Raw genomic sequence first — 26,396 nt, forward strand, 5'->3', positions numbered from 1 at the left:
GGTGTCCACTCGTTACTGTTACAAACGGAATTAAGTTGTCAGACCACTAGTAACGACGGAACAAACCCCGGGGTTATGCCGAGCGCAGCAGCTGCATCCTCACAAATCCCTCATTGTCAATTAAAATATACACTCGTCGCGCAGTAGGATGCGGGGCTTTCCCCCGCCCGTCGTTGCACAATTGGCGCGCGGTCCGCGCAGCGGCGGGCGGGGGCAAGCCCCGCACCCTACTGCTTTTTCGCAAATAACTTCGCGACGAGTACAGCGGGGACTTTAGCTTCGCTGTCCTTCGGTTGTAGTCCACGGCGCTGCCCAGTCGCCTAACGGTAACAGGCGGGATGAAGCGAGCGTCGCGGACTACAACCGAAGGACAGCGAAGCTAAAGTCTGCGCTAGATTTAAACCCGCGCTACATTCTAAAATCCCTTGGGCAACTCAATTCCCTTGATGGTTTTGTAGAGGCTCAGCGCGTTTTGGTCGGTCATGCCGGCCACATAGTCGGTGAGGAGCAGGATTTTTTCGTAAGCGGGAGCCCCGGCCTGGGGCCCCATGGCGCGGAACTGGTCGGGTACGAGGTCGAGCAGTTTGCGGGCGCGGTGGCCGGCGGGGGCGTCGAAAGTGGCGGCGAGAAAGGCATCGAGCAGACCCCCGAGCACCTCGAAGCCGGCGGCCTCAATTTCGAGCACCGGGCGGCTGCGGTAGAGGCGCTCGACGCTGAGACGCTGCACCTGCTGCAACTCCGGCCAGCAGCCCAACTCCTTGATGAGGGGCTGGTCGTATTCGCCGCGCAAAATGGCGGGTGCGTGGCGGGCGAAAATCGTGGCCACCTCCCCCACCAGCTTGCCGATGAGGCGGGCCCGGACGTAGCCCAGTTCCTCGCGCCAGTCGTGCCACTGCACGCTGCCCACGCGCCCGGCCGGGTCGCCGAGCATGGCTTTGAGCAGCGGCAGGCCAGTTTCCGGAGCGATGAGGCCTAACTTGAGGCCGTCCTCGAAGTCGATGATGCGGTAGCAAAGGTCGTCGGCGGCCTCCACCAGAAACGCCAGCGGGTGGCGGTAGTAGAAGCCAGCGGCCGCGTCTTTGGGCAGCAAACCCAGCTCGGCGGCCACGTGGCGGAACCGGGCGTTTTCGGCCTGGAAGTGGCCGTACTTCTTCTCCGACGCGCCGCCAATTAGGGCCCCGGCGGCCACCACGCTCGGCTTGGGGTACTTCGTGAAGGCCCCCAGCGTGGCGTAGGTAAGGCCCAGGCCGGCGGTGCCAGTGCTGTGCGCCGCGTAGGTATGGGTGAGGATGCGGAAGCCGGCCGCATTGCCCTCAAAGTGCTGCAAATCGGCCACTTCAGCCGCCGATAAGCCGGCCAGATACGGGGCCGCCGCGGCGCTACCGAAGTAGCTGCTGATGGCGTCTTCGCCGGAGTGGCCGAAGGGCGGGTTGCCGATGTCGTGGGCCAGGCAGGCGGCGGCTACAATATCGCCGCAGTCCTGGTCGAGGTTGGGCAGCTGCTGGGCCAGGGCCCCGTCGGCCTCCAGCAGGTGGCGGGCGGCGAGGCGGCCCAGCGAGCGGCCTACCACGGCCGTTTCAAGCGAGTGCGTGAGGCGGGTGTGCACGAAGTCGGTTTCGGGCAGCGGCATCACCTGGGTTTTGCGCTGCAAGCGCCGGAACGCCGACGAGAACACCACCCGGTCGTAGTCCTGCACGAAGGCCCCGCGCACGGGGGCCGCACTGGTGGGCGGCAGCTGTTGGTCGGGGAAGCGGCGCTGCGAGAGCAGGCGCGGCCAAGTCATTTCAGGCATGGCCGCGAAGGTAGGGGCCGCGGATTAGTATAGAAGACAGTTTTCTATTGTCACAATAATTAAAACCGTGATCAAATGTGGAGAAGAATGAATACAGGTATATTTCCTATAAATATTGGACTATCTTCGCTGTAGGCAATAACATGAATATTGACCATCATTCGTTATATCGAGAATAACATGACCGACCGAGAACCCGTATTTCAACTTGTAAGCAAAAAAGCTTGGCCAAGTCTAATCGATGTTTTCAAAAACAATGATAATTATAATTTCATCGCAAACGACCCTATTTTAAGGCCATTAATAGATCAACATTTCATCGACGAATTATTAAGTAATTCATCGATGACTAATGACCCAGATTACAAATATTATTTACAGCAGTTTTTGATTTTACATCAAGGAAGAAACTATTTATTCAAACTAAGTTCTCAAAATTTTACAAAATTAATTATTAAAATTATTGGAATTGAACAGGAATTAGCCAGGGCTTATGAATACGCTCTTTTATCCCCAGATGAATTGATTTGCCAACAGATAATTGAGAAATTCAATAATCAAAAGCCAAAACAAATAATTCATTCACAAGAAGAAGTTCTAAAAGTAACTGAAAACAAAAATATTAGTACTGCTGATAGTTCGATTAGCATATTCAAGTCAACGCAGGAATACCATTTTTACAAAGCCGTACGTGAAGTCTTTCAGACCTTTCTTGTTTTCCCGAATGTTGCATTGAGTTCAATCATTGATTTTAATAAGATTCAAGATAAATTAACAAATGAAGAAAAAAACTATTTTTTTAAATCATTGATTGACTGTGTTATTATTGACACAGAAGATAATTATAAGCCTAAAAGGTTTATTGAACTCGATAGCAAGTATCACGATACAGAAGCACAAAAACACAAGGATGCGATGAAAGACAGAATACTTGCTGTAGCAGGCCAAAAATTATTTAGAGTAAGGAGAACAACATATAAAGAAAATGAAAGAGATTTCACAATACTCATTAGAGAAATTTTGCGTTAATAATATAAATATATATATTTATATTATTTTTTTTTAGGAATAGGTAATTATTTTTTATGGACCTCAAAACCCTCATCACCACCGACCGTGATATACTAGGCGGGCAGCCAGTATTCACCGGCACCCGGGTTCCGGTAGAGTCGCTGTTTGACCATCTGGAAGCGGGCGTTTCGCTGGACGAATTTTTAGACGAATTCCCAACTGTATCGAAAATACAGGCCGTAGCAGTGTTAGAAACGGCTAAACTTCTTAATGCCTAATCTGGCTTATTAGAGCACGAGTTCCCTACTCCGCCTGGGCCCGTCCTAATACCCGCACTGTCCCGTACCCTAGCAGCAGAAACGCACCGAAAACCATTGTGACGCCCCAGGTGCGGGGGTAGGCGAAGGGGTGCAAGAGGCGGTTGAGGATGTCGTAGAAGAGGGTGAGCGGATTGGCCAGCACGTCCCAGGAATTATAGCGCAGGTAGCGGCCCAGGTAGATGCCGAAGCTGCTGAGCAGCAGCGCCACCGTGGCGAAGGCCCAGCCGGCCAGGGGCCCCAGGCGCAGGCGCACCAGGGTTTGCATGTCGGCCAGCGAGGCGTAGGCCAGCATTAGGCCGTTCCAGGCGCAGGAGAGGATGAGAGCCAGGTCGAACCAGAGCGGAGCGTCGGGGCGCTCGTCGAGGTGGAAAAGGTCGGTGACGAGGTAGGGCGCGTTGGGGAAAAACAGCAGCCACGCCGCCCCCACCGGTAGCAGCAACCGTGCCCGCAGGGGCCCCCGGGCCAGCCCGAGCAGCGTACTCAGCGCGTAGGGGATGAGGGCCAGGAAGAGGTTCCAGGCCAGGAACAGGAACCGGATTTGGTGCGTGACGATGACCCGTCCGGCAATCAAAGACAGGCTCAGGCCCACCGAGGCGGCTAGCACAAACAGCAGCGTGATCCGCGTGCGGGTGAAGGGCAGGGTGGGTTCCATGCCGGCGAAAGTACGGCCCGGGGGCCCCTGGAGCCGGAGGGAACCAGGGGAAGCCTTGTGGCCGTCATGCTCATCTGGCGTCCGCGCAGCCGAACCATCTCTCCCGCTGAGCAAATATTTACTGCCGCAGTAGAGATGCTTCGACTCCACTTCGTTCCGCTCAGCATGACGGTTCATGGGGTTTTCTCTACCCTACTCATAACCCCCATAGCCGAAGCGCGTACCAGGTGCTCATTCAATCTTCATTTTATGGCGGGCAATTCTTCCTCCAAAACCGTGGTGTACGGGGCCATTGGGGCCAACCTGGCCATTGCCGCGGCCAAGTTCGTGGCGGCGTTTTTCACCGGCAGCGCGGCCATGCTCTCCGAGGGCATCCACTCGCTCGTGGACAGTGGCAACGGGCTGCTGATTTTGCTGGGCCTGGCCCGCAGCGCCCGGCCGGCCGACGACCAGCACCCGTTTGGGCACGGCAAGGAGCTGTATTTCTGGACGATGATCGTGGCCGTACTCATCTTCGCGGTGGGCGGCGGCATCTCGCTCTACGAAGGCTGGATTCACATCAAAGACCCCGCGCCCCTCGCCGACCCCACCTGGAACTACTGGGTGCTGGGCCTGGCCATGGTGTTTGAGGGCGTGGCCTTCACGCTGGCCTACCGCGAGTTCAACAAAACGCGCGGTGCCGGCGGTTTCTGGCAGGCCCTGCGCGCTAGCCGCGACCCGGCCGTGTACGCCATCCTGCTCGAAGACCTGGCCGCGCTCGTGGGCCTGCTCATTGCGCTGGCGGGCGTGTTTTTTGGGCATTTGCTCAATAACCCCTACTTCGACGGCAGCGCGTCGGTGGCTATCGGAGTGCTGCTGATTGGCATGGCCGTATTCATGCTAACGGAAACCCGCGGCCTACTGGTGGGCGAGGGCGTGGACGCGGCCACCCTGACCAGCCTGCGCGCCCTGGCCGCCGCCGAGCCCGCCGTGGCGCGCCTGCACCCGCCGCTCTCGATGTACTTGGGGCCCCGGGAGGCCATTCTGGCCCTCGACGTGCGCTTCCAGCCCGAGCTGTCGGCGCAGGAAACGGTGGCCGCCACCGCCCGGCTGGAGCACGCCATCCGGGCCAAGCACCCCGAGTTCACGCGCATTTTTGTGGAGGCCACGGCGGCGGCAGAGCATTAGCGCCGGAACCTCACGAGACCCCGGCGGGGCGGGCCCTCTCCAAAAGAAAGGGGTGCCAATCGTCAGTCAGGAGCCAGCTTTTGAACGAGCAAATTGAACGCACCCATGTCTATTAGAGAGGGGCCCGCCCCGTGGGGGTCGCGTGAGGTTCCGGCTACACTGCACCCTGCGGCAATAACGGCCCCCGGGCCCCCCGGGCCTTACGTACTTTTGTGGGCCCACTCACCCCGCGCTGCCCATGCCCTTTGCTTTTATCCGCCGGTTTCGGCTGCCACACCTGCTGCTGGGGGCCCTGTTGCCGCTGGCTGCCGCGGCCCAAACGCCCACCGCTGCGCCGAAGGCAAAGGCTGGCGCGGCCAAGCCGGCCGCTAAAGCCGCAGTCAAACCTACCGTTGGCACTGCGGCTACGGTTAAGCCGGCCACTGGCACCGCAGCCCCAGCCAGGCCGGCCGCTGGCGGTTCTACTGTTAATAAGCCTACCAACGGCAGTTCCGCTGTTGCCAAGCCAACCATCGGAAATTCCGCTGTTGCCAAGCCTGCTACCGGTAGCGCCACCACTACCAAACCGGCCACTGGCGCTGCTGCTGCAGCTAAACCTACCCCTGCCAAACCCGCAACGGATAAGCCAGCCGCCAAGCCCACTGCCCGGACGAGTAGCCCGGACTCGCACTACCGGGCCGGTAAAGCGCAGCTCGACCAGGGGCAGTACGCCGCGGCGCTGCTGGAATTGGAACCGCTAGCCCAGCCCGGGGCCCGCTTCGCGCACGCCGCCGACGCGGCCTACCTCGCCGCCGTGGCCAACGCCCGCCTGCGGCAGTGGGCCGATGCCGAGCAGCTCCTCAACCTACTGCGCGCCGAGTACCCCACCTACCCCAACCTCAACGATGCGTTGCTGCTGCAAGGCCAGGTATCGCTGGAGCAGGGCGACTACGATACGGCCCTGAAAACGCTGGGGGCCCTGCCCGCCGACTTCGGCCCCGCCCGCGACGCGCTGAAGGCCAGCTACCTGCCCCGCCTCAACGACCGCGGCACCTGGCAGCGCCTGCTGCGCCGCACCCCCGATGATGCCGTCCTGGCCCGCGCCTACGCCGACCGCCTGGCCGTGCCCAACGGCTTCGGCACCGAGGCCGACCGGCCCCAGCTCGACGCGCTGGTGACCAGGTTCGGCCTCGATGCGGCCCGCTACGCCGGGCCCCTGGGGCCCCGGGTGGCGGCCCACGCCACGGCCCGCAAAACCAGCTACAACGTGGCCGTGCTGCTGCCCTTCGAGCTGGACGACCCCAGCTGGCAGAAGCAGCGCAAAAACCAGTTCGTAACCGACCTCTACGCCGGCCTGCGCCTGGCCCAGGACTCGCTCCAGCGGGCCGGCCATCCGGTACAATTGTTTGCCTACGACACCGGAGCCGACACCCTGCGGCTGAAGCAGGTGCTGGCCCTGCCCGAGCTGGCCGGCATGGACTTGCTGATCGGGCCGGTGTATAAGTCGGGCGCCAAGCTGCTGGCCCGCTACGCCCAAGACCACCAGATTGTGTGCGTAAACCCGCTCTCGCAGGACGGCGACTTGGTACTGGATAATCCCTGGCACTACCTTAATAGCCCCGGCGCGGCCACCCAGGGCCGGCTGGCGGCGCAGTTTGCCGCCGATGCCTTCGGCATTAGCCGCCCGGCCGTACTGCTGCACGAAGACACCCACGACGAAACCATCTTCGCCGACGCCTACCAGGCCACCTTTGAGGCCCTGGGCGGCAAGGTCAGCGCCCGCCGCCGCTTCAACCCCGACGTGGACGAGAGCCTGGCCGCCGCCAGCGCCGGCCTCGACCTGGCCGGCACCGGCCACCTCGTGGTGGCCTCCGACGACCGCAAGGCGGGGCCCTATTTCCTGGGCGTGCAACGCGCCGTGCCGGCCGCCACCCGGCCGCCGCTGCTGGCCTCGGGCGCCTGGCTCGACAACCCGCGCCTCGACCCCAGCCAGCTCAACGGGCCCGGCATCTACTTCGTGCAGCCCAAGTACATCGACGAAGGGGCCCCGGGCTACCGGCGCTTCCGGCAGCTGTACTTGCAGCGCCAGCGCCTGCCGCCCACCGCCTACGCCGGCCAGGGCTTCGACATGCTCCTGTTTTTCGGCAACGCACTGGCCGAATTTGGCCCCGCGTTTCAGCCTGGCCTGGCCACGGAGGCGCCCGCCCCGGGGGCCGTGTTCCAAGGCTACGCCTACCCCAACGGCTTCCGTGACAACCAAGTAGTACCCATCACCAAGCTCGACGGCCTTGAGATGCGCGTGGTGAAGTAAGTGGAGCAATGAACAGTTGTTAGCAGTTAACAGTGAGCAGTTAACAGTGAGGCTGTTCAGGAAATCGTCCAGCCGGCATGCTGAGTGGAGCGGAGCGCAGTCGAAGCATCTCTACCGCTCACTAAATCAATCGTTCAGCGGCGCGGGAAAGATGCTTCGCTCAGCATAACGGCCTGGTGATTTCTCGAATAGCTTCAATAATTATTCCCTGTTAATTGTTAATTGGTAACTGTTCACTGCTAATTGATAACTGATAATTGAATTCCATGCTAAACCAAACGACTTCCGACGCCCTTTTTACCCAGGCCAAAGACCTGATTCCGGGGGGCGTGAACTCGCCGGTGCGGGCCTTCCGCTCGGTAGGCGGCACGCCGGTGTTCATGCAGAGCGCCGCCGGCGCCTGGCTTACCGACGTGGACGGCAATCGCTACGTCGACTTCATCAACTCCTGGGGCCCCATGATTCTGGGCCACGCCCCGGCCGTGGTGCTCGACGCCGTGCGCGCCGCCCTGCCCCACTCGCTGAGCTTTGGGGCCCCCACGCGCCGCGAGAGTGAGCTGGCCCAGCTCATCACCGAAATGGTGCCCAGCATCGAGAAAGTACGCCTCGTGAACTCCGGCACCGAGGCCTGCATGTCGGCCATCCGGGTGGCGCGGGGCTACACGGGGCGGTCCAAAATCCTCAAGTTTGAGGGCTGCTACCACGGCCACGCCGACGCCTTCCTCATCGCGGCCGGCTCGGGGGCCCTCACCCTGGGCACGCCCGATTCGGCCGGCGTCACGGCCGGCGTGGCCCAGGACACCCTCACAGTGCCCTACAACGACCTGCCCGCCCTGCAAGCCGCCGTGGCCGCCAACCCTAGCCAAATCGCCGCCATCATCCTGGAGCCCGTGGTGGGCAACATGGGCCTGGTGGTTCCGCAGGAGGGCTATTTGCAGGCGTTACGCGCCTTATGCACCGAGCACGGCATCGTATTAATTTTTGACGAAGTGATGACCGGCTTCCGCCTGGCGCCCGGCGGGGCCCAGGAGTTGTTCGGCATCGTGCCGGACATGACCACGCTGGGCAAAATCATCGGCGGGGGCCTGCCGGTGGGCGCTTACGGCGGCCGTGCCGACATCATGAACCAGGTGGCCCCGGTCGGCAAGGTATACCAGGCCGGCACGCTCTCGGGCAACCCGCTGGCCACCGCCGCCGGCCTGGCCCAGCTGCGCCACTTGCAGCAGCACCCCGAGCTGTACGCCCAGCTCGACGCCACCACCGCCCACCTGGCCGATGGCAGCCGCCAAATCGCCCAGGAATTGGGCCTCAACTACACCGTGAACCGGGTGGGCTCGATGTTCAGCCTGTTCTTCACGGCGGCGCCGGTTAATAACCTCGAAGACGCCAAGCAGTGCGACCTGCCTGCCTTCGGCCGCTACTTCCACGCCATGCTGGAGCGCGGCATCTACCTGGCCCCCTCGCAGTTCGAGGCCCTGTTCATTTCCACGGCCATCACCGACGAGCTGGTGGACAAGTACCTCACCGCCTGCCGCGAATCGCTGGTGGAAGCCCACCGCGCAGAGTAGCGCGAAGTTTAAAATTAAGTTTCGCGAAGTTTGTGGCCGCATCCCCCACTTCGCGAAACTTAATTTTAAACTTCGCGCTACTTTGCGCGCCGTTTTTTCTATGCTGAAAATTAAAATCCTCGCGCTGCTCCTGCTGCTTGCCCGGCTGGCCCCGGCCCAAACGCCCGCCCAGGCCAACAAGGCACTGTTCGACAAAACGGTGGACGAGCTGAACTTCCGCACCTTCGAAACGGTGTACGACAAGTCCTTCACCCGCGGCAAGTTCCCGGTGACGCTGCGTACCGCCGCCGCCCGCCGGCAATTCGACCAATTCGGCGACAACGCCGCGCTCCGGAAGCTGTTCCAGAATTACAACGCCAGCGCCGAGCACTACAAAAGCCGCTTCGGCACGGGCCCCATGTCGCTGGCCGAGTTCAACAAGCAGCTCAACGGCATCCTGCGCGACCGCAACTTTGAGTTCTTCATCCACGGTCTGCCCCGCGACGAGCGGGTGGCCCTGGTGCGGGCCGAGGAGCGCCTCATCAAGCAGGCCGATGCCCAGTTCAACGCTGCTGGGGGCCCCGCCGATGCCGCCGCCGTGGCCCCCGACGCCGAGGGGCCCATGGCCGCCCCCCTCACCACCAACGACGGTGGCGCCGACGCTCATTCCGCCGCGACCGATGCTTCGGAAACCGCCACTGGGACCCTGGCGAAAGGCGACGATACCGCCGTGGCCACGCCCCAGACCGAGGGCCCCACCCCGCGCCACAACTGGCTCGACTACCTCACGTTCCTGCTCAGCCTGAGCAGCTTTCTGCTGCTGCTGCACTTGGTGCTCAACGTCATCCCGGGCCTCCAGCGCCGCGTCGACTACCTGGCCCCTGAGGGCGAGCCCGAGCCCGACGTGGCCCCGCCCACCCCAGGACGCAGCCTGCTCAGCCGCCTGCGCGACGCCCGCCCCAAGCCCCTGCGCGACGACCGCTACGGCGATGACGACGACGAGGAAGCACCCGATAGTGACGTGGGCCCCCGGCGGCCTGGCCTCGAGTAGCCGCCCTTTTTACCCCTTGGTTCCATCCTGCGGCGGAGCCCCGCGCCGCCCGCCCACCTTTTTTCCTGCCCCGTTTTGATCCTGACCGACCAGCAAATCCTTGCCGAAATTGAGAAAGGCACCATCGTCATCGAGCCTTTTGACCGCAGCTGCCTCGGCACTAATTCGTACGACGTGCACCTGGGCCGCTACCTGGCCACCTACCGCGACGCAGTGCTGGACGCCCGCCGCCACAACGAAATCGACACCTTTGAGATGGACGCCACCGCGGGCTTCGTGCTCCAGCCAGGCCAGCTGTATTTGGGCGCGACGGCCGAATACACCGAAACCCACGCCACCGTGCCCTTCCTCGAAGGCAAGAGCAGCGTGGGCCGCCTGGGCATCGACATCCACGCCACGGCGGGTAAGGGCGACGTGGGCTTTTGCAACCATTGGACGCTGGAAATCAGCGTATCAGTGCCCGTGCGCGTGTACCCCGGCATGCCCATCGGGCAGCTCATCTACTTCCTGGTGCAGGGCGACGTGGCTACTCTATACAACCGCAAGCCCGGCGCCAAATACAACCATCGCACCGACCGGCCGGTGGAGTCAATGATGTGGCAAAACACGTTTTAAGCCAACCGGCCGGCCGGGTTTGCCGTTAGAAACGGGTGAGGACGCGCGGGTGCGGCGCGGTCCTTGCGTACCGTTTTGGCTTTCCGTAACCCCTTCCGCCCATGAATAACTGCCTTTCCCTTGGGGCCCTGGCCTGCCTGCTGGCCCTGGCCGCCCCCGCCGCCCGGGCCCAGCAAGTGGCCCTGCCGCCCCCGGTGGCTGTGCAAGACAAGACCCAGCCCAGCCCCCGCCTCAATCCCGAAGCCACCAACCGCGCCGAGCGCCTGAGCGACTACATGGTACGCGACCTGCATCTCAACGGCTACCAGGCGGCCCGCCTGCGCGCCATCAACGCCGACAAAACCACCAAGCTGGAAGCAGCCGAGCGCCTCAACGCCAAGAACGCACCAGCCCTCGACCAGCAACGCACCGGCATCATGCATGAGCGCGACCAAGAGCTGCGAGGCGTACTCAGTACCGACCAGTACTCCAATTACTACGAGGCCCGCGGCCGCTACAACAAGGCCGACCGCGACTACGCCAGCACCGCCACCCAAGTCGCCACCGAGGCGCTCGTCAAGTCGGTGCAGGACCCCGCCCCAGTCCGCGCTAACGATGCCACCATCGGCCCCGCCAACCCCAAAGCCAACACCCGCCCCGCTGGCAATCTGGGCCGCAACGCCCGCTAGCCCCGGGGCCCAAGGCCCACAAAAAAGCCCCGCCGGCAGTGCCAGCGGGGCTTTTTCATTATCTCGCGGCAACTGGGGGCCCTAGCTCAGGCCCTGCTCCTGCTGGTCGAGGTATTCGGACAGCTCTTTGCAAAGGGCGCGGATTTTCTTAGCCATTTCCACGTCGTTGGTGGCCGACATGATGTTTTCGGCCATCGAGCCCATGTTATCCACGCAGAAGCGCTTCATCTCGTCGGTCGGCATGTCTTTGGTCCAGAGGTCAATTTTCATCGTGCCCACCTGCTCGCGGTCCCACAGGGCAATGTTGATGGCCTTGGCAAAGTGGATATCGGGCCCTGCGTCGGTGGCCGACCAGCTGATAGCCTCGGGTATTTTCTGGTCGTCTAGAGCAATGCTGAAGCGGATTTCGGATTTTTTCATTTGGAGGAGGCAATAAATCAAGAACGTCATGCCGAGCTTAGCGAAGCATCTTTTCGGCGGAGTAATTAATTACTGATGTTACGCACCACTTTGATGGATTGCGTAGGAAGGGCATTTGATGAAGCAGCTGGAGCCCCTTTCTGAAGCGTAGGCGCAATCAGTGCGTAAAGTCAGTTATTATGTTCAGTTTTGCTTTTAAATCCCTAGGGCCATTGTATTTATTTGAAAATATTATATTATCAATTTTCCAATCATTTTTATGTATCAAAATAACGTCATCCGTCCAAATTTCTTTCGGTCTGGAATTAGATTCAAATTCAACTACTGCTTCAGCAGTATTATCTTTAATAAATATTTTTTTTATGGTATATTTTGAAAAACCTTCATATAAACTTGTATACCAACTTCCTTCTAGTATAACAGGTTTGTCAGTGGGATATTTACTTTTTTTAATTCGCTCTATATCAGCTTTCGTTATTTCCTGTACATTCATCATATTCTTCACAATGTTGTTTGAAAATAGAGTTGTATCTGGCACATTATCGTAAAAACCCCTTTTTTTGGAATAAAGTTGATTAATTTTAGTTTTAATTTCTTGCTCTGTCGAGTGTTTTTGCTCTGTCGAGTGTTTTTTGCAACCAAAAGCAGATAATGAAACTAGTCCGTATAAAAGCAAAATATTAGTTTTCATGTATCAACCTATTTTTAGAACGATACTGTGGAAAATTACCGCTATCATTACGGTACTTGCTACTCGCCAAGAACTATAATTACGGGTGTTTCTTTTTAGTAAACAAGTTAGTAGCTGATATTACGTAGGCCTTGCGCCAGCTTGCTGGAAACAAGCTGTTGCAGTCGATACAAATGCCCATCCCAACAAATAGACGCAGATGCTACGTAACATCAGTTAATTCCTTGCGCGGTAGAGATGCTTCGCTGCGCTTAGCATGACGCTCTTAGATAAATAGGTAAGCGTCAAAGATTAAACGTAGTTGTTGAGCATCACCGGCATCACCAGCATCAGGATGCTTTCGTTGTCGTCGGCGGCGGCGGGCATTAGCAGGCCGGCGCGGTTGGGGGTACTCAGCTCCAAGGTAATTTCCTCGGAGTCGATGTTGGAGAGCATTTCTTGCAGGAAGCGGGCGTTGAAGCCAATTTCCATATCCTCGCCGTCGTACTGGCAAGCCAGGCGCTCGTTGGCCTCATTGCTGAAGTCGAGGTCTTCGGCCGAAACCGTCAGCTCGGAGCCAGCCAGACGCAAGCGCACCTGGTGGGTGGTTTTATTGGAGTAGATACTGATGCGACGCACCGAGTTCAGCAGCTCCTGGCGATTGATGGTGAGCTTATTGGGGTTGCTCACCGGAATCACGTTCTCGTAGTCGGGGTAGCGCTCGTCGATGAGGCGGCACACGAGGCGCATCTGGTTGAACGAGAAAAAAGCGTTGCTCTGGTTGAACTCGATGCGCACTGGGGCTGCCTCCGAGGGCAGCACCCCCTTGAGCAGGTTGAAGGCCTTGCGCGGGACGATGAGGTTAGCGGTTTGGCCGGCGCCCACGTCCTGGCGGCGGTAGCGCAGCAGGCGGTGGCCATCGGTGGCCACGAAGGTGATTTGCGCGTCGGCCAGCTGCACCAGGATGCCGGTCATGGCCGGGCGCAGCTCGTCGGTGCTCACCGCGAAGATGGTTTTGTTTATGGCCCGGGCCAGCGACGACGACGGGATTTCGACCGGAGCCGAGCCCTTCACCACCGGCACGCGGGGGAAGTCGGCGGCGTTTTCGCCGGCCAGCTTGTAGCGCCCGTTGGCCGAGCCAATTTCAATGGTGTACGTCTCCTCGTCGATAGTGAAGGTAACGGGCTGGTCGGGCAGGTTCTTCAGCGTGTCGAGCAGGATGCGGGCGGGCGCGGCGATGCGGCCGGCGTCGCGGGCCTCCACGGGCAGCTCGGTGATCATGCTAGTTTCCAGGTCGGAAGCCGTAATCGTCAGCTTACCGGCTTCAATCTCAAAAAGGAAATTCTCGAGAATGGGCACCACGGGGTTGTTCGTAACCACGCCGTTGATGCTCTGGAGCTGCTTGAGCAGCGCGGAAGAGGAGACGATGAATTTCATAAGACGAAGGCTAGGCTAGGGTTGGGGGACGGCAAAGATACGCGGCCGCCCCGGGCTTTGGAAAGCGGCCGGCGCTATCTTTGGTAGCGGTCGCGGCGCGGCGGCCGAGCCCTGGGGCCCCGTTTCCAGCTACTCTAAATTTTAGCGCACCATGAGCAGAGAAACCATTTTAGCGGCCATCAATGCGCTACCCGCCGACGTCAACGCCAGTGAGCTGGAAGAAACCTTGGAGCGACTCGTTTTCATGGCCAAGGTTGAAGAAGGTATCCGCCAGAGTGAACAGGACGAAACCATTTCCCAGGAGGCCCTATTAAAATTGGTACAAACGCGGGAAAAATAAGCTGGACCAACGCGGCCGTCGGTAATTTACAAGCGGCCCGGGAGTACACCGCCCGTCGTCCGCCGCCAATGCGGCAGCCCTGGTGCAGCGAATCATTGATAGAACTCGCATTCTGGAATCATTTCCCCGGCTCGGCCGCATGGTTCCCAAGTTCGGCAACCCCCGCATTCGGGAATTAACCGAAGGAAATTTCCGCATTGTGTACCGAATCGTAAGCACGGAGCGAATTGACATCACGCGCGTTCATCATACTTCGCGCCCGCTCTCCGACCCGGGCTAATCACCGCGGGCAGACGCCACTACCGCCCCTGGGCCATGTCCAACATTTGGCGCAGCAGCTGCTGTTGCTCCACTAAGTACTGGTTACGCATTTCGGCCAGCGCCAATTGGTGCAGCAGGTGCTGGGTTTGGAGGGCAGCGCCGATGGCCACGTCGGCTGCGGGCACGGGCGCCGCAGTTGCTGCTGGTACCAGCGCGGGGGCCCCCACGGGCGGGGCCACTACCGGCGGGACGGCCTCAGTCACCGGGGGCACGACTAGTGGCACCGCTGGGCTAGCCGCGGGCTGCGGGGCACTGGCGGCCGGCGCTTCCAAGGCTTCGTCGGCCACTTGGGCGGCGAAGAGCGAGGGGACCCCGGCGGTCTTTTTCAGGGCTACGGCCGACGTTTGCGGCACGGGCGCTGCTGCGGAGGCGGCGCTGGGGGGCCCGGTGAGCAGCATAGGGCCGTGCCCTTCCATCAGCCAGTCCTTCGATACATTTGGGTAAATCTCAAAAACCTTGCACAGTAGGTCGTAGCCGGGCTTATTGCGGCCGTCGATGAGGTGCTGTATTACGCTGGCAGTTTTGCCCAGCGACTGCGCAAAGGCGTTTTTAGTCAGGCCAATTTCTTGAATGAGTTCGGCGAAGCGGAGGTTAACGGGGGCCAGCATGAATATTTACACAAATGAAACGTTGTGCAAATGTATAACCGCTGGCGGCTACGGCTTTTTTGGAGCCCCAGCGGCGTGGGCTACCGGCACCGGCGGGCCCCAGGGGCGCACCCGCACGTAGGGAAATCAGTAAGTATCGTCAGGCTCGAAGTTTTGCATGACGTGGGGCAATTCGAACCGGTAGAACAGCAGCAATGCCCGGGGCGTAAGGGTGATTTCGTCAAGAGCGACGCCCGGGGCCCCATCGGGGCGGGCGGCCCGTTCAAAACTCACCCGCCGGGTTGCCTTGTTCCAGTAAAGCGCTCGGTCAGACCAGCTACTTCTGCCGAATCGTTGATGGTGGCTACGATTTCGACCAGCGTTTCGCCCATGCGCCGGTTGATGGCACCCTCCGTTCGCAGCGTTAATTGGGCGGGTTCATCGGCCACCACGTCGGCCAGCCGGAGCGGGCGGCCAGTGCGGAGGTCGAACGTAACGTGCCCGGTTTCCTGCATGGGTTGCACCCCCACAAACTCAAGCGTAAACCCGAATAGAAGCGAAAAACCCTGGTTTAGCAACACGTTGTAGTCCGCGCCCACAAGCCCCCGGCCGTAGTTGCGCGACACCTTCTCGTCGGCGTCGTAGCGGCTTGCCTGGTCGGCTTGGCGCAGCTGCTGCCGGGGCGTGCGCAGGGAATCGACGTCGCCTGCTGCGTGGGCCCGGACAAGCAGCTGGAGCAGCGCCCGGTTGATGCGCCGGGCCACGGCGGCGTCCGCCAGCTTCACCTGCGGCACGGTGAAATCTGCTTCGGTCACGCCGTACACCTACGCCCAGCAGCCCGGCGCGAACTACGCCCATGCCGGGGCCCCCAGCAGCCCCAATCCCAGCCAGATTCCCGGCCCGCACAGTGCCCTGACGGAACCCCAAAAAATCCGTTTCATCCGTTAAAACTACGGTCCTATTCGTAGCGCAGGCTCTCGATGGGATCCAGCGCCGCGGCTTTGCCGGCCGGGTACGAGCCCGAGAGCAGGCCCACGCTCACGCAAATAACCAGGCCCACCAGCATCCAAAACCAGGGCACGTAGAACGAGCCGCTGCCGATGAGCAACGCCACACCGTTGCCGCCGAGCACGCCCAGGCCGATGCCCAAGGCCCCGCCGAGCACGCAAATCACGATGGCCTCGATGAGGAACTGCTGCCGGATTTGGACGGCCGTGGCCCCCAGGGCCTTGCGCACCCCAATTTCGCGGGTGCGCTCCGTAACGGATACGAGCATGATGTTCATGAGGGCGATGCTGGCCCCGAGCAGCGTGATGAAGGCGATGATGCCGCCCCCGACCCGCATTTTGCCCGAAAGCTCGTCGAGAGTTTTGGCCAGCGAGTCGCTGCTCTCAATTTCGAACGAATCGGCTTGGCCCAGGCGGTCGTGGCGCACGTTGCGCATAATGCCGGTGGCCTGGTCGAGCAGGTAGGGCAGCAGGGCCGGGCGGGTGCTGGCCGTTTTCAGGGCGTAGGTGAGGGCCCCGGCGCGGGGCAGCTGGTTGCCGGTTTCGAGCGGCAGCAGGGCCAGGCGGTCGGCCCCACCCCCGCCCATAGTGGTGCCGCTGGGCGCTAGCAGGCCCACAATGAGGAAGCGCCGGCCCAGGGCCGTAACGTACTGCCCCACAGGAGTTTGGCGCGGAAACAGCTTCTCGCGGATTTCGTCGCCCACAATGGCCACGTTGGCGCCGCGCGTGAGCTCGTTTTGCGAGAAGCTGCGGCCCTGGGCCAGGTTGTAGCCCTGGATGCGCAGATAGTTTTCGTCGCCGGCCATCACCTGCATGTTGGGGTTGGTTTTTTCGCCGTTGGCCTTAAGCTCCGTAGCCCCCGAGATGAAGGCCGACACGCCCACCTCGGCCTCGGTGCCCAGCTGCGCCTTGTACTGGCGGGCCTGGAGCAGCGTGAGGGCCGGGTATTGCTTGCCCTGCACGCCGCCGTGGCGCGAGCGGTTATTGTAGCCCTTGGCCCGAATTTCGAACGAGTTGCTGCCCAGGCTGGCAAACGTCGCGTTCAGCGAGTTCTTCATGGCGTCGATGCTGGTGAGGATACCCACCAGGGCAAACAGGCCGATGCTGACGATGAGGGCCGTGAGCACGGTGCGCAGCAGGTTGCTGCGGATGGAGCGGAAGGCTTCGCGGATGTTTTCGAGCAGGTTCATGGCGGCGGGGGTGGGCGGTGGGGCCCCGGCGGGGGGCCCCAGGCCGGCCCAAAGTTCGGCGGCCGGCGCCTAACTTGAACCACCGTTGCGGCCGCCTCGTTGGGCGGGTGCGTTATTTTCCCGAAAAACTTATGCGGCACCCGCGTTTTCTCTTCTCGTTTTGGCTGCTGCTGGCCGGCCTGCTGGGGCCCCTGGCGGCCCGTGCCAACCACGTGCTCATCCCGATGGACAATACCCAGAAGGAGTGCCTGAAAGCCTACGGGGTGGCCTTCTGGCTGTTGCAGCGCGAGGTACCCGTGGACTGGCTCCTGAATTACCGCGGCGGCGCGTTTGCCTTCGACGTGACGCCGGGGGCCGAAACTGAGCTGGCCGCCCGCGGTGTGAGCTACTCGGTTATTAGCGAGGCGCAATACAGCGGCATTTTGGCCGAAATCGCCGACGCCAACGCCAACATGGACGTGATGAAGCTGGAGAAGGTACCCAAAATTGCGGTGTACACGCCCAAGGGCAAGCAGCCCTGGGACGACGCCGTGACGATGGTGTTGGAGTATGCCGAGATTCCGTACGACAAGATTTACGACGACGAAATACTGGGCGGCGTGCTGCCCAAGTACGACTGGCTGCACCTGCACCACGAGGACTTCACGGGCCAGTACGGCAAGTTTTACGCCACCTACCGCAACTACCCCTGGTACCAGCAGCAGGTGCACGACGCCGAAGCGGCCGCCAAGCGCAACAACTTCGGCAAGGTGAGCCAGATGAAGGCGACGGTGGCCGTGAAAATGCAGGAATTCATCGCCGGGGGCGGGTTTTTGTTCGCTATGTGCTCGGCCACCGACAGCTACGACATCGCCCTGGCCGGCCTGGGCGTGGACATGGTGGAGAGCATGTACGACGGCGACCCCGCCGACCCGCAGGCCCAAAGCAAGCTCAACTTTAACCGCTGCCTGGCCTTCCAGAACTTCCAGCTCGTGCGCGACCCCTACCGGTACGAGTATTCCAACATCGACATGGAGCCCTACGAGCGGGGCTTGGGCGAGAGCAACGACTACTTCCAGCTCTTTACCTTCTCGGCCAAGTACGACCCCGTGCCCACCATGCTTACCCAGAACCACGAGAAGATCATCAAGGGTTTTATGGGCCAAACTACGGCCTTCCGCAAGAGCCTCGTGAAGCCCGACGTAGTGGTGATGGGCGACACCAAGCAGGACGGCGAGGTGCGCTACCTGCATGGCACGCTGGGCAAGGGCACCTGGACGTTTTACGGCGGCCACGACCCCGAAGACTACCAGCACCTGGTAGGCGAGGAGCCCACCGACCTGGCCCTGCACCCCAACTCGCCCGGCTACCGCCTAATTCTGAACAACGTGCTGTTTCCGGCGGCCAAAAAGAAGAAGCAGAAGACCTAGCCGGTTGGGAAATACCTAGGTGTATAAGAGAACGTCATGCTGAACAAAGTGAAGCATCTCTCCCGCTGACTAATCCGATTCGATTGGGTCACTGCTGCGGGAGAGATGCTTCACTTTGTTCAGCATGACGTGCTTTTAAGGGTTTTCTCGGCTGGGGCCCCATCCTACCCTTATTGCCTCTATCCTATAACTTTTCGGGCCCGTTTCGTGGTTTCTGCCCACCTTGCGGTCCTGTCTGTTGCCCGTGCTTATTTTTTATTCATGCTCCCCCCCGCCCCCAACTACGGCTTCTCAACCCTCAGCCACGACCCGCACCTGGCCAACCCCCTGCCCCGCGCCGTGGTGCGCGACAACAACTACCTGCTCCTCGACGGCGAGTGGCGCTTTATCATTGATTACCAAGACGTAGGGCTGAACGACGACTGGTGCCTGGGCCACGCTTACGACGGCATTGCCAGCTGGCCCGGCTCGGTGGAGGAGCACATGGCCGCCGCCAAGGACCAAACCCACCCCGCCGTGTGGCAAGACCAGGTGGTGGCCTGGTACGAGCGCGAATTTCGCCTCCCCGAACGCGACGCCACCGACAAGCACTCACTGTTTCAACTCACGTTTGGGGCCTGCGGCTACGAAACCCGCGTGTGGCTGAACGGCCACCTGCTGCAAACCATTGAGGGCGAGGACGTGCACTATGGCGAATACACCTCGTTCTCGTTCGAGCTACGGCCCGGCCTGTTGCAGCTCGTCAACCGCCTCACGGTGCGCATTGCCCACACGATGGACGCCGAAACGCCCCGCGGCAAGCAAGAGTCGCACGTGTACAAGCGCGGCGGCATCTGGTACCAAACCCAGACCGGGGCCGTGCGCAGCGTGTGGCTGGAGATGGTGGAGCGCAACCGTCTGCGCTCGCGCGTAAGCGTCGACAGCGTGATTGAGGACCGGCTGGTGCGCTTCAACCTGACCACCCGCATCCAGGACCCGGGGCCCTACACGCTGCGCCTCCAAGTGTTTGAGCGCGTCGACAGCGCGCCCGCTCCGCTGGCCACCGCCGACTTCCCACTGCGCCTCGCCGCCGGGCAGCGCGAGCAGCGCGTGGTGCTGGAGCTGCCCGGGGCCCGCCTGTGGCAGCCCGGGGCCCCCAACCTGTACCGCCTCGTGGCCCAGCTCATCGACCAGGACGGCTACGCGGCCCAGATTGAGGCGGATTTCGGCCTGCGCAAAGTTGAGAGCCGCGGCAGCCGGGTGTACCTCAACAACGCGCCCGTGTACCTCGACGGCATCCTCTACCAGCCCGGCACGGCTACCTACGAGGAAATCCGCCGCCACTTCTACGCCATGCAGGCGCTGGGCTGCAACCTGGTGCGGGTGCACATCGCCGGCATCGACCCGCGCCTCTACGCCCTGGCCGACGAGCTGGGCCTGCTGCTGTGGGTGGAGGTGCCTAGCCCGCACAGCTCCACGCCCCGCAGCCGCCAAAACCACCGCGCCGAGCTGCTGCGCATGCTGGCCCTGATGCAGTCGCACCCCTCGGTGGTCATCTGGAGCCTCTACAACGAAGACTGGGGCTGCCAGGACATTGCCACCAACCCCGACACCCGGGCCTACATCGTGGAGATGTACCACTACATGAAAATCAACCACCCGCAGTTTTTGGTGATTGACAACGACGGCTGGCACCATATTTCCGACCGGGGCCGCCTGAAATCAGACCTGCTCACGGCCCACCTATATACCCCCGACCTGGGCCGCTGGCAGGAGCTACTCGACCGCCTCGTGCACGGCGAGCTCGACGGCACCGCCGCCTTCCCGCTCGTGGTGGGCGACCCGTTCTTCTACCGCTGCCAGAAGCCCCTGATTGTGAGCGAGTGGGGCGGCTTCGGCTTCTCCGACTACGGGGGCCCCGCCGACGCCGAGGCCCGCACCAGCAGCATCCGCGCCTTCAAGCACGAGCTGCGCCAGCGCTCCATCGCCGGCGACGTGTACACCCAGGCCACCAACATCGAAGACGAGCGCAACGGTCTCATCAACTTCCACACCGGGGCCCTGGAAGTGCCGGCCGGCGTGCTGGCCTCGCAGCCCGAGGTGCCGGCGGCAGGGCCTCACGGCAAATAACTAACCGGGCGGGGCCGAACCCCTGGCCCCGCCTGCGGGTTATCTTTGCACAGCGCCCCCAACGGGCGCCGCACCCAAGATGCCGATAACCGAAGAAGCCGTTTTTAAGGCCCTGAGCTACGTGGAGGAGCCCGACTTGGGCCAGGACCTGGTAACCCTCAAAATGATTGAGGACGTGCACATTGACGGCCTCACCGTGGCCTTCACCGTGGTGCTCACCACGCCCGCCTGCCCCCTCAAGCAGCTCATCCACGACGCCTGCGAGCGGGCCATCCACACGATGGTGGACAAGGACGCCAACGTGGTGATTACCATGAACTCGCGCGTGACCACCCTGCGCAACAACAACGAGCTGCTGCCCGGCGTAAAAAACATCATCGCCATTGCCTCGGGCAAGGGCGGCGTAGGCAAAAGCACCATCACGGCTAACCTGGCGGTGGCGCTGGCCGCCTCCGGGGCCAAAGTAGGTTTGATTGACGCCGATATTTCGGGCCCCAGCATGCCGCTGATGTTCGGGGTGGAAGATTCCAAGCCGCACGTGTTCCAGGGCCCCAACGGCAAGAACCTCATCCAGCCCATCGAGCGCTACGGCGTGAAGCTGATGAGCATCGGCTTCTTGGCCCCGGCCGAAAGCGCCATCGTGTGGCGGGGCCCCATGGCCTCGTCAGCCCTCAAGCAATTCATCACCGAAGTGGAGTGGGGCGAGCTGGATTACCTGCTGCTCGACCTGCCCCCCGGCACCTCCGATATCCACCTCACGCTGGTGCAGTCGGTGCCCGTGACCGGGGCCGTCATCGTGACCACACCGCAGCGCGTGGCCTTGGCCGATGCCCAGAAGGGCCTCCAAATGTTCCGCCAGCCCCAGATCAACGTACCCGTACTGGGCATCGTCGAAAACATGGCTTGGTTCACGCCGGCCGAGCTGCCCGACAATAAATACTTTATCTTCGGCGAAAACGGCGGCCAGCGCCTGGCCGAGCTGCACGACGTGCCCCTGTTGGGCCAGCTGCCGCTGGTGCAAAGCATTCGCGAGGACGGCGACCAGGGCCGGCCCGCCGTGCTCGACGCCACGTCGGCCGTGGGCCAGGCCTTTGCCAATCTGGCCGAAGCCGTGGCCCGGCAAGTGAGTATTCGCAACAACATCGCGCCCAAAACCACCGTGGTGGAAATGCAGCGCTAGCTAATTAATTATGAATTGAGAATTATGAATTGAAACGCCCGTTACCGGCCGCCGTTACCGTTTATAATCTCTGATTCACAACTCATAATTTATAACTCATAATTAAAAAGGAAATGCTCCTCGACCATCCCCTGCTGCCCCGCATCGAAGCCGCCCTGGACGATTTGCGCCCTTACCTGGCCACCGACGGCGGCAACGTGCGCGTGGCCAACATCACCGCCGAAGGCGTTCTCCAACTCGAATGGGAAGGCGCCTGCGGGGCTTGCCCCATGTCGCCGATGACGCGCGCCGGCCTCGAGGATTCCGTGCGCAGAGCCGTGCCAGAAATCACGGCCGTAGAAGCTAAATAAACTTTTACCCATCAACTACTTGCCTCGGGCTTGGGTTGCGGCTGCCACGCCAAGCGTGCGGTAGCTACAACCCGAACCTGGGGTATTCGTTTGTAGGAGCTTACCCCCTTTGCATGTCCGTTTCCGCCCTGAACGACTCCAGCCTGCGTGCCTGGATTGACATTCCGTTCCAGCACGATTTCCCCATCCAGAACCTGCCGTTCGGCGTATTTGAAACCGACGAGCGGGGCCCCCGCCTGGCCGTGGCCATCGGCGACTACGTGCTGGACCTGTACGTACTCAGCACCTTCGGCTTTTTCGACGACCTCACCGAGTTGGGCAACGCCCAGCCGCGGGTGTTCCGCCGCCGCTCGCTGAACGGGTTTTTGCGGCTGGGTCAGCCGGCGTGGCGCGCCGTGCGCCAGCGCGTAAGCGAGCTATTGCGCCACGACAACGCCGACTTGCGCGACCATCCTGAAGCCGCCCACGCCGCCTTGGTGCGCCAGCGCGACGTAGCCATGCTGCGCCCCGTGAAGCCCGCCAACTACACCGATTTCTACAGCAGCCTGACGCACGCCGCCAACGTGGGCACCATGTTCCGGGGCCCCGAAAACGCCTTGCTGCCCAACTGGCGGCACCTGCCAGTCGCCTACCACGGCCGCGCCAGCAGCATCGTGGCCAGTGGCACGCCCATCCGGCGGCCCCGGGGCCAAATGCTGGCACCCGGCGCCGACGCGCCCACCTTCGGCCCCAGCCAGCAGCTCGATTTTGAGCTGGAAATGGCCTTTATTGTGGGCGCGCCTTCAAACCTAGGCACGCCCGTGCCCATCGAGGAGGCCGAAGACCACATTTTCGGCCTGTGCCTGTTCAACGACTGGAGCGCCCGCGACGTGCAAAGCTGGGAGTACGTGCCGCTGGGGCCCTTCCTGGGAAAGAACTTTGGCAGTAGCCTGGGGCCCTGGGTGGTTACGCTTGACGCGCTGGAGCCCTTCCGCACCGCCGGCCCGGCGCAGGAGCCCACGCCCCTGCCCTACCTGCAAACCACCGGCGACCACCACTTCGCCATCCAGCTCGAAGCCTCCCTGGCGCCCGCCGGGGGCCCCGAAACGGTGCTGGCCCGCCCCGCCTTCCAGGGCCTGTACTGGAGCATGGCCCAGCAACTGGCCCACCATACCTCCAACGGCTGCAACCTGGAAGTGGGCGACGTGTGCGCCTCCGGCACCATTTCCGACCCCGGCGCCTTCGGCTCGCTGCTGGAGCTGGCCGTGCGCGGCACCCAGCCCGTGCCCCTGGCCGACGGCAGCACCCGCGTTTTCCTCCTCGACGGCGATACCGTAACGCTGCGCGCCTACGCCGAGGCCGACGGCGTGCGCATCGGCTTTGGCGAGGTGAGCGGAATGATTTTACCCGCCGCGGAATAATCAGCGAGACTTCGCGCGCCGCTAGTGCATTCGGTCGTCGCGCACGGGCAGGTTCGTTACGATGTCACCCTCGATTTTTAGTAGTTCCTGCAAGCGGGCGTCTACGTCGTAGTCGGCGCAGTATTCTTTGGCCAAATCGACGTAGCTCACGAAATGGCCGGCTTCCGACACCATCAGCTCGTAGTAGAACTGGCTCAGCCCAGGGTCGGGAATGTGCTTCCAGAGCAGCTTGAATCGCTCGCAGCTGCGCGCTTCGATGAGGGCCGACACGAGGAGCTGGTCCAGAAGCTGGCGTTCGCGGGCCCCGCCTTTGCGCACGTGGGCCAGCAGCTGCACCACGTACTCGTCGCGGCGCGGGCGGCCCAGCACGAAGCCGCGCTTGCGCAGCTCGTCGAGCACGCGCTCGAAGTGGCTCCACTCCTCGGCCACGAGCAGCGTCAGCTCGTCCACCAGCCGGGTTTTCTCGGGGTAGTGGATGATCATGCTGATGCCGGTGCTGGCCGCTTTCTGCTCGCACCAGGCATGGTCGACGAGGATATCTTCGATGTTTTTGCTGGCAATATCCACCCACCGCGGGTCGGTATTCAGCTTAAGTTTCAGGATAGTTTTCTCTTTCATAAAACGGATGGCCGAATTAATTATCCAGCCCAATTAATTTACCTAAATCACGCAGTAATTAATTTGCGCCGCTGCCCGGTGCTAATTAAAAAACTTCCAATTCAGCCCGAACTGGAGGCGGCGGGGGTACGCGGGGTAGAACGGCGAAGCGAAATAGCCCTGCCCGGCCAGGCCTTGGTTGAGGTAGGGCACTTTCAAAAATACCGAGACGGTTTTGATGTCGGCCGCGAAAAAGGCGCTGGCCACGCCATAGTTGCGGATGGTGAAATCGTCCTGCAAATAGAACTGCTGCGTGCTGGGGCTGTAACCGTAACCCTTGAACCGCGACTGGTAGTAGAACTCCAGACCCACCTGCGTGAACATAGCCCGGCCAAAAATGTAGCTCTGGTAGTACGCCCGCGACTCGGTGACGAGAGCAGGGATGCGCAAGGCAGCACCCTCGTTCCCGGCCCCATAAGTGTATATGCCTTGGTTATCGAACCCGAACCGACCGAAACGCACCCGGTGCCGAGCCGAGCCAATGAGCAGCTGCTTGGTGGTGGAGAGTTGCGCAGGTGTCCCGTTCTTGTCATAATACACGTAGTTGACCAAGTTCACCACCGATGCGCTGGCCTCGAATAAATGGTCGGCAAAGCCCGGCAGTGCCTGCCGCAGCCGGCCCGTGAACTGCTGGGTTGACGTGTTTTTAAATGTGGCGTTACCATTTTTATCTGCGTATTGCCATTTGTAATGATTACCTAAAAATTCGCGCTGTGTGAGCGTAGGCGAATACGAGGTGATTAATATTTCACCCGATAGGGGCCCTGTGCGTATCGTGCCGCGCAGCCAGTACTCACTGTTGCGAATCGTTCGAAAAATACTGTCACGCAACAACCCTAAATCAGGAACTTTGAGTTCTCCGGCTACTTCCACTGCGTAACTGCCGCGGTAGTTAAAAGCTGCCGTACCACCCACGAACTCCTCGAGATAATTACGGCTTTGCACCCGCTGCAACCTAGTGGCGGCCGTGGGAATCCCGCTCGGTGTGGTGGGTTGAATAACGTAAGCTGTATCGGAATAGGCCGCCAGAAAAGCGTTGCGCAACCGCCCGTACACGCGGTATTCCACGGCGGTATTGCCCAGCGCGTTGATGTGGCCCAGCAGGCCGAAGGTGTTCTCCACCTGCTTGTAATCAACCCGGTCGAGGGTGCTGGTTTTGGTGCGCAGCTTCGTATTGGGGTAAAACAGCAGGGTCGTATCGGGGAGGTTGCGCGGGAGCAAGCCGTCGGAGTAGTTATTGTACTGGTGCTTAAAATCGAGCACGTGGTAAGCAGTCAGGCCCCGACCCAGCAGCCGGTAGCTCTGGAAGGCGTGCAACTGGTCGCGGTTCTCGGTGTTTTGGGCCTGCGCCAGGTACACCCGCTCGCTGGAATAGTTGAACAGGTTGCCGGGGTAAGCAGGGTTTTGGACGCGGTTCACCGTATCACGTTTCTCCGTGTCGCGCGGCCACACGCCGCCCTGCTCCACGGCGCGCTGGCGGCTGGTGCTGATGTTGGCCAGCAGGCGGTAGCGGCCGTTTTCGGACTGGTAGCGGGTGAAAAACAGCAGGTTGCTGTGCTCCACCAGGCCCACCCCGCCCACGGCCCCCGAGGTGGTGCCGATGATTTTGTTCGACGCGATGCGCTCGTAGGCGGCTCCCACGCTGAAGTTCTTTTTCAGGCTGCGGCTGTAGCTGATTTCAAACACCTGCTCGCCCGAGGTGGACTGCAAAATCCGGAAAAACGAGTACGGCGAGCGGCTGTCGTAGTACGGAATATCGCTGCTTTCGCGGGCGTACTTATCGAACACGTTGCGCCCCAACCGGGCCCCCAGCTTCAGGTTAGGCTGGTAGAGCAGCGGCCGCGAGGCCGAGCCCACCGTGCCCAAATCCTGCTGAAACGTGGAATCGTGCATCCAGAACCGGATTTGCGGCAGCTTCACCAAGCTGGTATCGACGGGCGTGCCGGCCGTGGAGTCGCGCAGCACCTCAGCCTCGTAAATGACGCGGGTAGTTTTGGGCCCGTACAGCACCTTGGTCGAGTCATCGACGACTTGGGCGTGGGCCGCCGGGGCCCCCAGCAGCAGCGCCCCGGCCAGCAGGAAGACCCCGGCGGGCCCGCCACGCCGGCCGCGGCGCAGCAAATGCAGAAAGAAAAGGAAGTAGCGCAAACGGGCAAAAGCTAAGCGGCGCAAGGCCGGGCAGGGCGAAAAAACGGGTGATGGCGCG

At 61.4% G+C, this 26,396-nt stretch carries 25 protein-coding genes; 15 read left to right on the top strand and 10 right to left on the bottom strand.

Annotated elements, in window-relative coordinates; genetic code table 11:
- Positions 1-415 precede the first annotated feature (415 nt).
- Complete coding sequence (dgt, locus tag DDQ68_RS06230) at positions 416-1,792, bottom strand: dGTP triphosphohydrolase (RefSeq protein ID WP_109655530.1); 1,377 nt, start codon at positions 1,790-1,792, stop codon at positions 416-418.
- 180 nt (positions 1,793-1,972) lie between these two features.
- On the opposite strand from dgt, the gene DDQ68_RS06235 reads away from it, so the two are divergent.
- Both DDQ68_RS06235 and DDQ68_RS06240 read left to right on the top strand, forming a co-directional pair.
- A complete protein-coding gene (locus DDQ68_RS06235) occupies positions 1,973-2,821 on the top strand; it encodes a DUF2726 domain-containing protein (RefSeq protein WP_162549893.1) in 849 nt (282 codons plus the stop codon).
- A gap of 56 nt (positions 2,822-2,877) precedes the next feature.
- Positions 2,878-3,081: a DUF433 domain-containing protein gene (locus DDQ68_RS06240; RefSeq protein ID WP_109655532.1), complete on the top strand. Its 204-nt coding sequence runs from the start codon at positions 2,878-2,880 to the stop codon at positions 3,079-3,081.
- Positions 3,082-3,106: 25 nt separating this feature from the next.
- Here the strand turns inward: DDQ68_RS06240 and DDQ68_RS06245 are convergent, their stop codons facing one another.
- Positions 3,107-3,775, bottom strand: coding sequence for a DUF1361 domain-containing protein (locus tag DDQ68_RS06245; protein WP_162549894.1), 669 nt, complete (start codon positions 3,773-3,775; stop codon positions 3,107-3,109).
- 249 nt (positions 3,776-4,024) lie between these two features.
- On the opposite strand from DDQ68_RS06245, the gene DDQ68_RS06250 reads away from it, so the two are divergent.
- The 6 genes from DDQ68_RS06250 (at position 4,025) to DDQ68_RS06275 (ending at position 11,113) form a co-directional block, all read left to right on the top strand.
- Positions 4,025-4,942, top strand: coding sequence for a cation diffusion facilitator family transporter (locus DDQ68_RS06250; protein WP_109655534.1), 918 nt, complete (start codon positions 4,025-4,027; stop codon positions 4,940-4,942).
- Positions 4,943-5,180: 238 nt separating this feature from the next.
- Positions 5,181-7,232, top strand: coding sequence for a tetratricopeptide repeat protein (locus DDQ68_RS06255; RefSeq protein WP_109655535.1), 2,052 nt, complete (start codon positions 5,181-5,183; stop codon positions 7,230-7,232).
- A gap of 266 nt (positions 7,233-7,498) precedes the next feature.
- Positions 7,499-8,800: a glutamate-1-semialdehyde 2,1-aminomutase gene (gene hemL, locus DDQ68_RS06260; RefSeq protein WP_109655536.1), complete on the top strand. Its 1,302-nt coding sequence runs from the start codon at positions 7,499-7,501 to the stop codon at positions 8,798-8,800.
- Positions 8,801-8,900: 100 nt separating this feature from the next.
- Positions 8,901-9,830, top strand: a complete 930-nt coding sequence (locus DDQ68_RS06265) for a hypothetical protein (RefSeq protein WP_109655537.1) — start codon at positions 8,901-8,903, stop codon at positions 9,828-9,830.
- A 75-nt stretch (positions 9,831-9,905) separates the two neighbouring features.
- Positions 9,906-10,445, top strand: a complete 540-nt coding sequence (gene dcd / locus DDQ68_RS06270) for a dCTP deaminase (protein WP_109655538.1) — start codon at positions 9,906-9,908, stop codon at positions 10,443-10,445.
- A gap of 101 nt (positions 10,446-10,546) precedes the next feature.
- The gene (locus DDQ68_RS06275) at positions 10,547-11,113 is read left to right on the top strand and encodes a DUF4890 domain-containing protein (protein WP_109655539.1); all 567 of its coding nucleotides are present in this window, start codon (positions 10,547-10,549) and stop codon (positions 11,111-11,113) included.
- Positions 11,114-11,194: 81 nt separating this feature from the next.
- Here DDQ68_RS06275 and gldC read toward each other — a convergent pair whose 3' ends face one another.
- From gldC to dnaN, 3 genes are all read right to left on the bottom strand, one after another.
- A complete protein-coding gene (gene gldC, locus DDQ68_RS06280; protein ID WP_109658336.1) occupies positions 11,195-11,533 on the bottom strand; it encodes a gliding motility protein GldC in 339 nt (112 codons plus the stop codon).
- 157 nt (positions 11,534-11,690) lie between these two features.
- Entirely contained in the window at positions 11,691-12,224 is a 534-nt protein-coding gene (locus DDQ68_RS22645; RefSeq protein ID WP_162549895.1) for a hypothetical protein, read from the bottom strand.
- Between the two features lie 291 nt (positions 12,225-12,515).
- On the bottom strand, positions 12,516-13,640 hold the full coding sequence (gene dnaN, locus DDQ68_RS06285) for a DNA polymerase III subunit beta (protein WP_109655540.1): 1,125 nt from the start codon (positions 13,638-13,640) through the stop codon (positions 12,516-12,518).
- A gap of 151 nt (positions 13,641-13,791) precedes the next feature.
- Between dnaN and DDQ68_RS06290 the strand changes: the two genes are divergently transcribed.
- Positions 13,792-13,980, top strand: coding sequence for a hypothetical protein (locus DDQ68_RS06290; protein ID WP_109655541.1), 189 nt, complete (start codon positions 13,792-13,794; stop codon positions 13,978-13,980).
- An 82-nt stretch (positions 13,981-14,062) separates the two neighbouring features.
- Positions 14,063-14,260, top strand: a complete 198-nt coding sequence (locus DDQ68_RS24645) for a type II toxin-antitoxin system RelE/ParE family toxin (protein WP_162549896.1) — start codon at positions 14,063-14,065, stop codon at positions 14,258-14,260.
- A 19-nt stretch (positions 14,261-14,279) separates the two neighbouring features.
- On the opposite strand, the gene DDQ68_RS22650 is transcribed toward DDQ68_RS24645, so the two are convergent.
- From DDQ68_RS22650 to DDQ68_RS06310, 3 genes are all read right to left on the bottom strand, one after another.
- The gene (locus DDQ68_RS22650) at positions 14,280-14,909 is read right to left on the bottom strand and encodes a helix-turn-helix transcriptional regulator (protein ID WP_162549897.1); all 630 of its coding nucleotides are present in this window, start codon (positions 14,907-14,909) and stop codon (positions 14,280-14,282) included.
- Positions 14,910-15,178: 269 nt separating this feature from the next.
- A complete protein-coding gene (locus tag DDQ68_RS06305; protein ID WP_162549898.1) occupies positions 15,179-15,703 on the bottom strand; it encodes a hypothetical protein in 525 nt (174 codons plus the stop codon).
- A gap of 143 nt (positions 15,704-15,846) precedes the next feature.
- Positions 15,847-17,085, bottom strand: a complete 1,239-nt coding sequence (locus DDQ68_RS06310; protein ID WP_109655544.1) for an ABC transporter permease — start codon at positions 17,083-17,085, stop codon at positions 15,847-15,849.
- Positions 17,086-17,216: 131 nt separating this feature from the next.
- Between DDQ68_RS06310 and DDQ68_RS06315 the strand changes: the two genes are divergently transcribed.
- From DDQ68_RS06315 to fahA, 5 genes are all read left to right on the top strand, one after another.
- Complete coding sequence (locus tag DDQ68_RS06315) at positions 17,217-18,494, top strand: asparagine synthetase B (RefSeq protein WP_109655545.1); 1,278 nt, start codon at positions 17,217-17,219, stop codon at positions 18,492-18,494.
- A 261-nt stretch (positions 18,495-18,755) separates the two neighbouring features.
- Positions 18,756-20,603, top strand: coding sequence for a glycoside hydrolase family 2 protein (locus DDQ68_RS06320; RefSeq protein WP_109655546.1), 1,848 nt, complete (start codon positions 18,756-18,758; stop codon positions 20,601-20,603).
- 79 nt (positions 20,604-20,682) lie between these two features.
- Positions 20,683-21,783: an Mrp/NBP35 family ATP-binding protein gene (locus DDQ68_RS06325; protein WP_109655547.1), complete on the top strand. Its 1,101-nt coding sequence runs from the start codon at positions 20,683-20,685 to the stop codon at positions 21,781-21,783.
- Positions 21,784-21,896: 113 nt separating this feature from the next.
- Positions 21,897-22,133, top strand: coding sequence for a NifU family protein (locus DDQ68_RS06330; RefSeq protein WP_109655548.1), 237 nt, complete (start codon positions 21,897-21,899; stop codon positions 22,131-22,133).
- A 113-nt stretch (positions 22,134-22,246) separates the two neighbouring features.
- Positions 22,247-23,533 carry a fumarylacetoacetase gene (fahA, locus tag DDQ68_RS06335; protein WP_109655549.1) on the top strand — a complete coding sequence of 429 codons (1,287 nt, stop codon included), beginning with the start codon at positions 22,247-22,249 and terminating at the stop codon, positions 23,531-23,533.
- A 21-nt stretch (positions 23,534-23,554) separates the two neighbouring features.
- On the opposite strand, the gene DDQ68_RS06340 is transcribed toward fahA, so the two are convergent.
- On the bottom strand, positions 23,555-24,151 hold the full coding sequence (locus DDQ68_RS06340) for a MiaE family protein (RefSeq protein WP_109655550.1): 597 nt from the start codon (positions 24,149-24,151) through the stop codon (positions 23,555-23,557).
- An 81-nt stretch (positions 24,152-24,232) separates the two neighbouring features.
- The gene (locus DDQ68_RS06345) at positions 24,233-26,338 is read right to left on the bottom strand and encodes a putative porin (protein ID WP_162549899.1); all 2,106 of its coding nucleotides are present in this window, start codon (positions 26,336-26,338) and stop codon (positions 24,233-24,235) included.
- Between the last annotated feature and the right edge of the window lie 58 nt (positions 26,339-26,396).

It is taken from the genome of Hymenobacter nivis, from assembly GCF_003149515.1.
GTDB lineage: Bacteria > Bacteroidota > Bacteroidia > Cytophagales > Hymenobacteraceae > Hymenobacter > Hymenobacter nivis.

Bases quoted from the DNA above. Each gene is read 5' to 3' on its own strand.
- gldC (WP_109658336.1), bottom strand. From the start codon at position 11,533: ATGAAAAAATCCGAAATCCGCTTCAGCATTGCTCTAGACGACCAGAAA.
- DDQ68_RS06255 (WP_109655535.1), top strand. From the start codon at position 5,181: ATGCCCTTTGCTTTTATCCGCCGGTTTCGGCTGCCACACCTGCTGCTG.
- DDQ68_RS22650 (WP_162549897.1), bottom strand. From the start codon at position 14,909: ATGCTGGCCCCCGTTAACCTCCGCTTCGCCGAACTCATTCAAGAAATT.
- DDQ68_RS22645 (WP_162549895.1), bottom strand. From the start codon at position 12,224: ATGAAAACTAATATTTTGCTTTTATACGGACTAGTTTCATTATCTGCT.
- DDQ68_RS06250 (WP_109655534.1), top strand. From the start codon at position 4,025: ATGGCGGGCAATTCTTCCTCCAAAACCGTGGTGTACGGGGCCATTGGG.
- DDQ68_RS06235 (WP_162549893.1), top strand. From the start codon at position 1,973: ATGACCGACCGAGAACCCGTATTTCAACTTGTAAGCAAAAAAGCTTGG.
- DDQ68_RS06315 (WP_109655545.1), top strand. From the start codon at position 17,217: ATGCGGCACCCGCGTTTTCTCTTCTCGTTTTGGCTGCTGCTGGCCGGC.
- DDQ68_RS06325 (WP_109655547.1), top strand. From the start codon at position 20,683: ATGCCGATAACCGAAGAAGCCGTTTTTAAGGCCCTGAGCTACGTGGAG.
- DDQ68_RS06320 (WP_109655546.1), top strand. From the start codon at position 18,756: ATGCTCCCCCCCGCCCCCAACTACGGCTTCTCAACCCTCAGCCACGAC.
- dnaN (WP_109655540.1), bottom strand. From the start codon at position 13,640: ATGAAATTCATCGTCTCCTCTTCCGCGCTGCTCAAGCAGCTCCAGAGC.
- DDQ68_RS06245 (WP_162549894.1), bottom strand. From the start codon at position 3,775: ATGGAACCCACCCTGCCCTTCACCCGCACGCGGATCACGCTGCTGTTT.
- DDQ68_RS06340 (WP_109655550.1), bottom strand. From the start codon at position 24,151: ATGAAAGAGAAAACTATCCTGAAACTTAAGCTGAATACCGACCCGCGG.
- DDQ68_RS06330 (WP_109655548.1), top strand. From the start codon at position 21,897: ATGCTCCTCGACCATCCCCTGCTGCCCCGCATCGAAGCCGCCCTGGAC.
- hemL (WP_109655536.1), top strand. From the start codon at position 7,499: ATGCTAAACCAAACGACTTCCGACGCCCTTTTTACCCAGGCCAAAGAC.
- DDQ68_RS06240 (WP_109655532.1), top strand. From the start codon at position 2,878: ATGGACCTCAAAACCCTCATCACCACCGACCGTGATATACTAGGCGGG.
- DDQ68_RS06310 (WP_109655544.1), bottom strand. From the start codon at position 17,085: ATGAACCTGCTCGAAAACATCCGCGAAGCCTTCCGCTCCATCCGCAGC.
- DDQ68_RS06290 (WP_109655541.1), top strand. From the start codon at position 13,792: ATGAGCAGAGAAACCATTTTAGCGGCCATCAATGCGCTACCCGCCGAC.
- DDQ68_RS06265 (WP_109655537.1), top strand. From the start codon at position 8,901: ATGCTGAAAATTAAAATCCTCGCGCTGCTCCTGCTGCTTGCCCGGCTG.
- dgt (WP_109655530.1), bottom strand. From the start codon at position 1,792: ATGCCTGAAATGACTTGGCCGCGCCTGCTCTCGCAGCGCCGCTTCCCC.
- DDQ68_RS06275 (WP_109655539.1), top strand. From the start codon at position 10,547: ATGAATAACTGCCTTTCCCTTGGGGCCCTGGCCTGCCTGCTGGCCCTG.
- fahA (WP_109655549.1), top strand. From the start codon at position 22,247: ATGTCCGTTTCCGCCCTGAACGACTCCAGCCTGCGTGCCTGGATTGAC.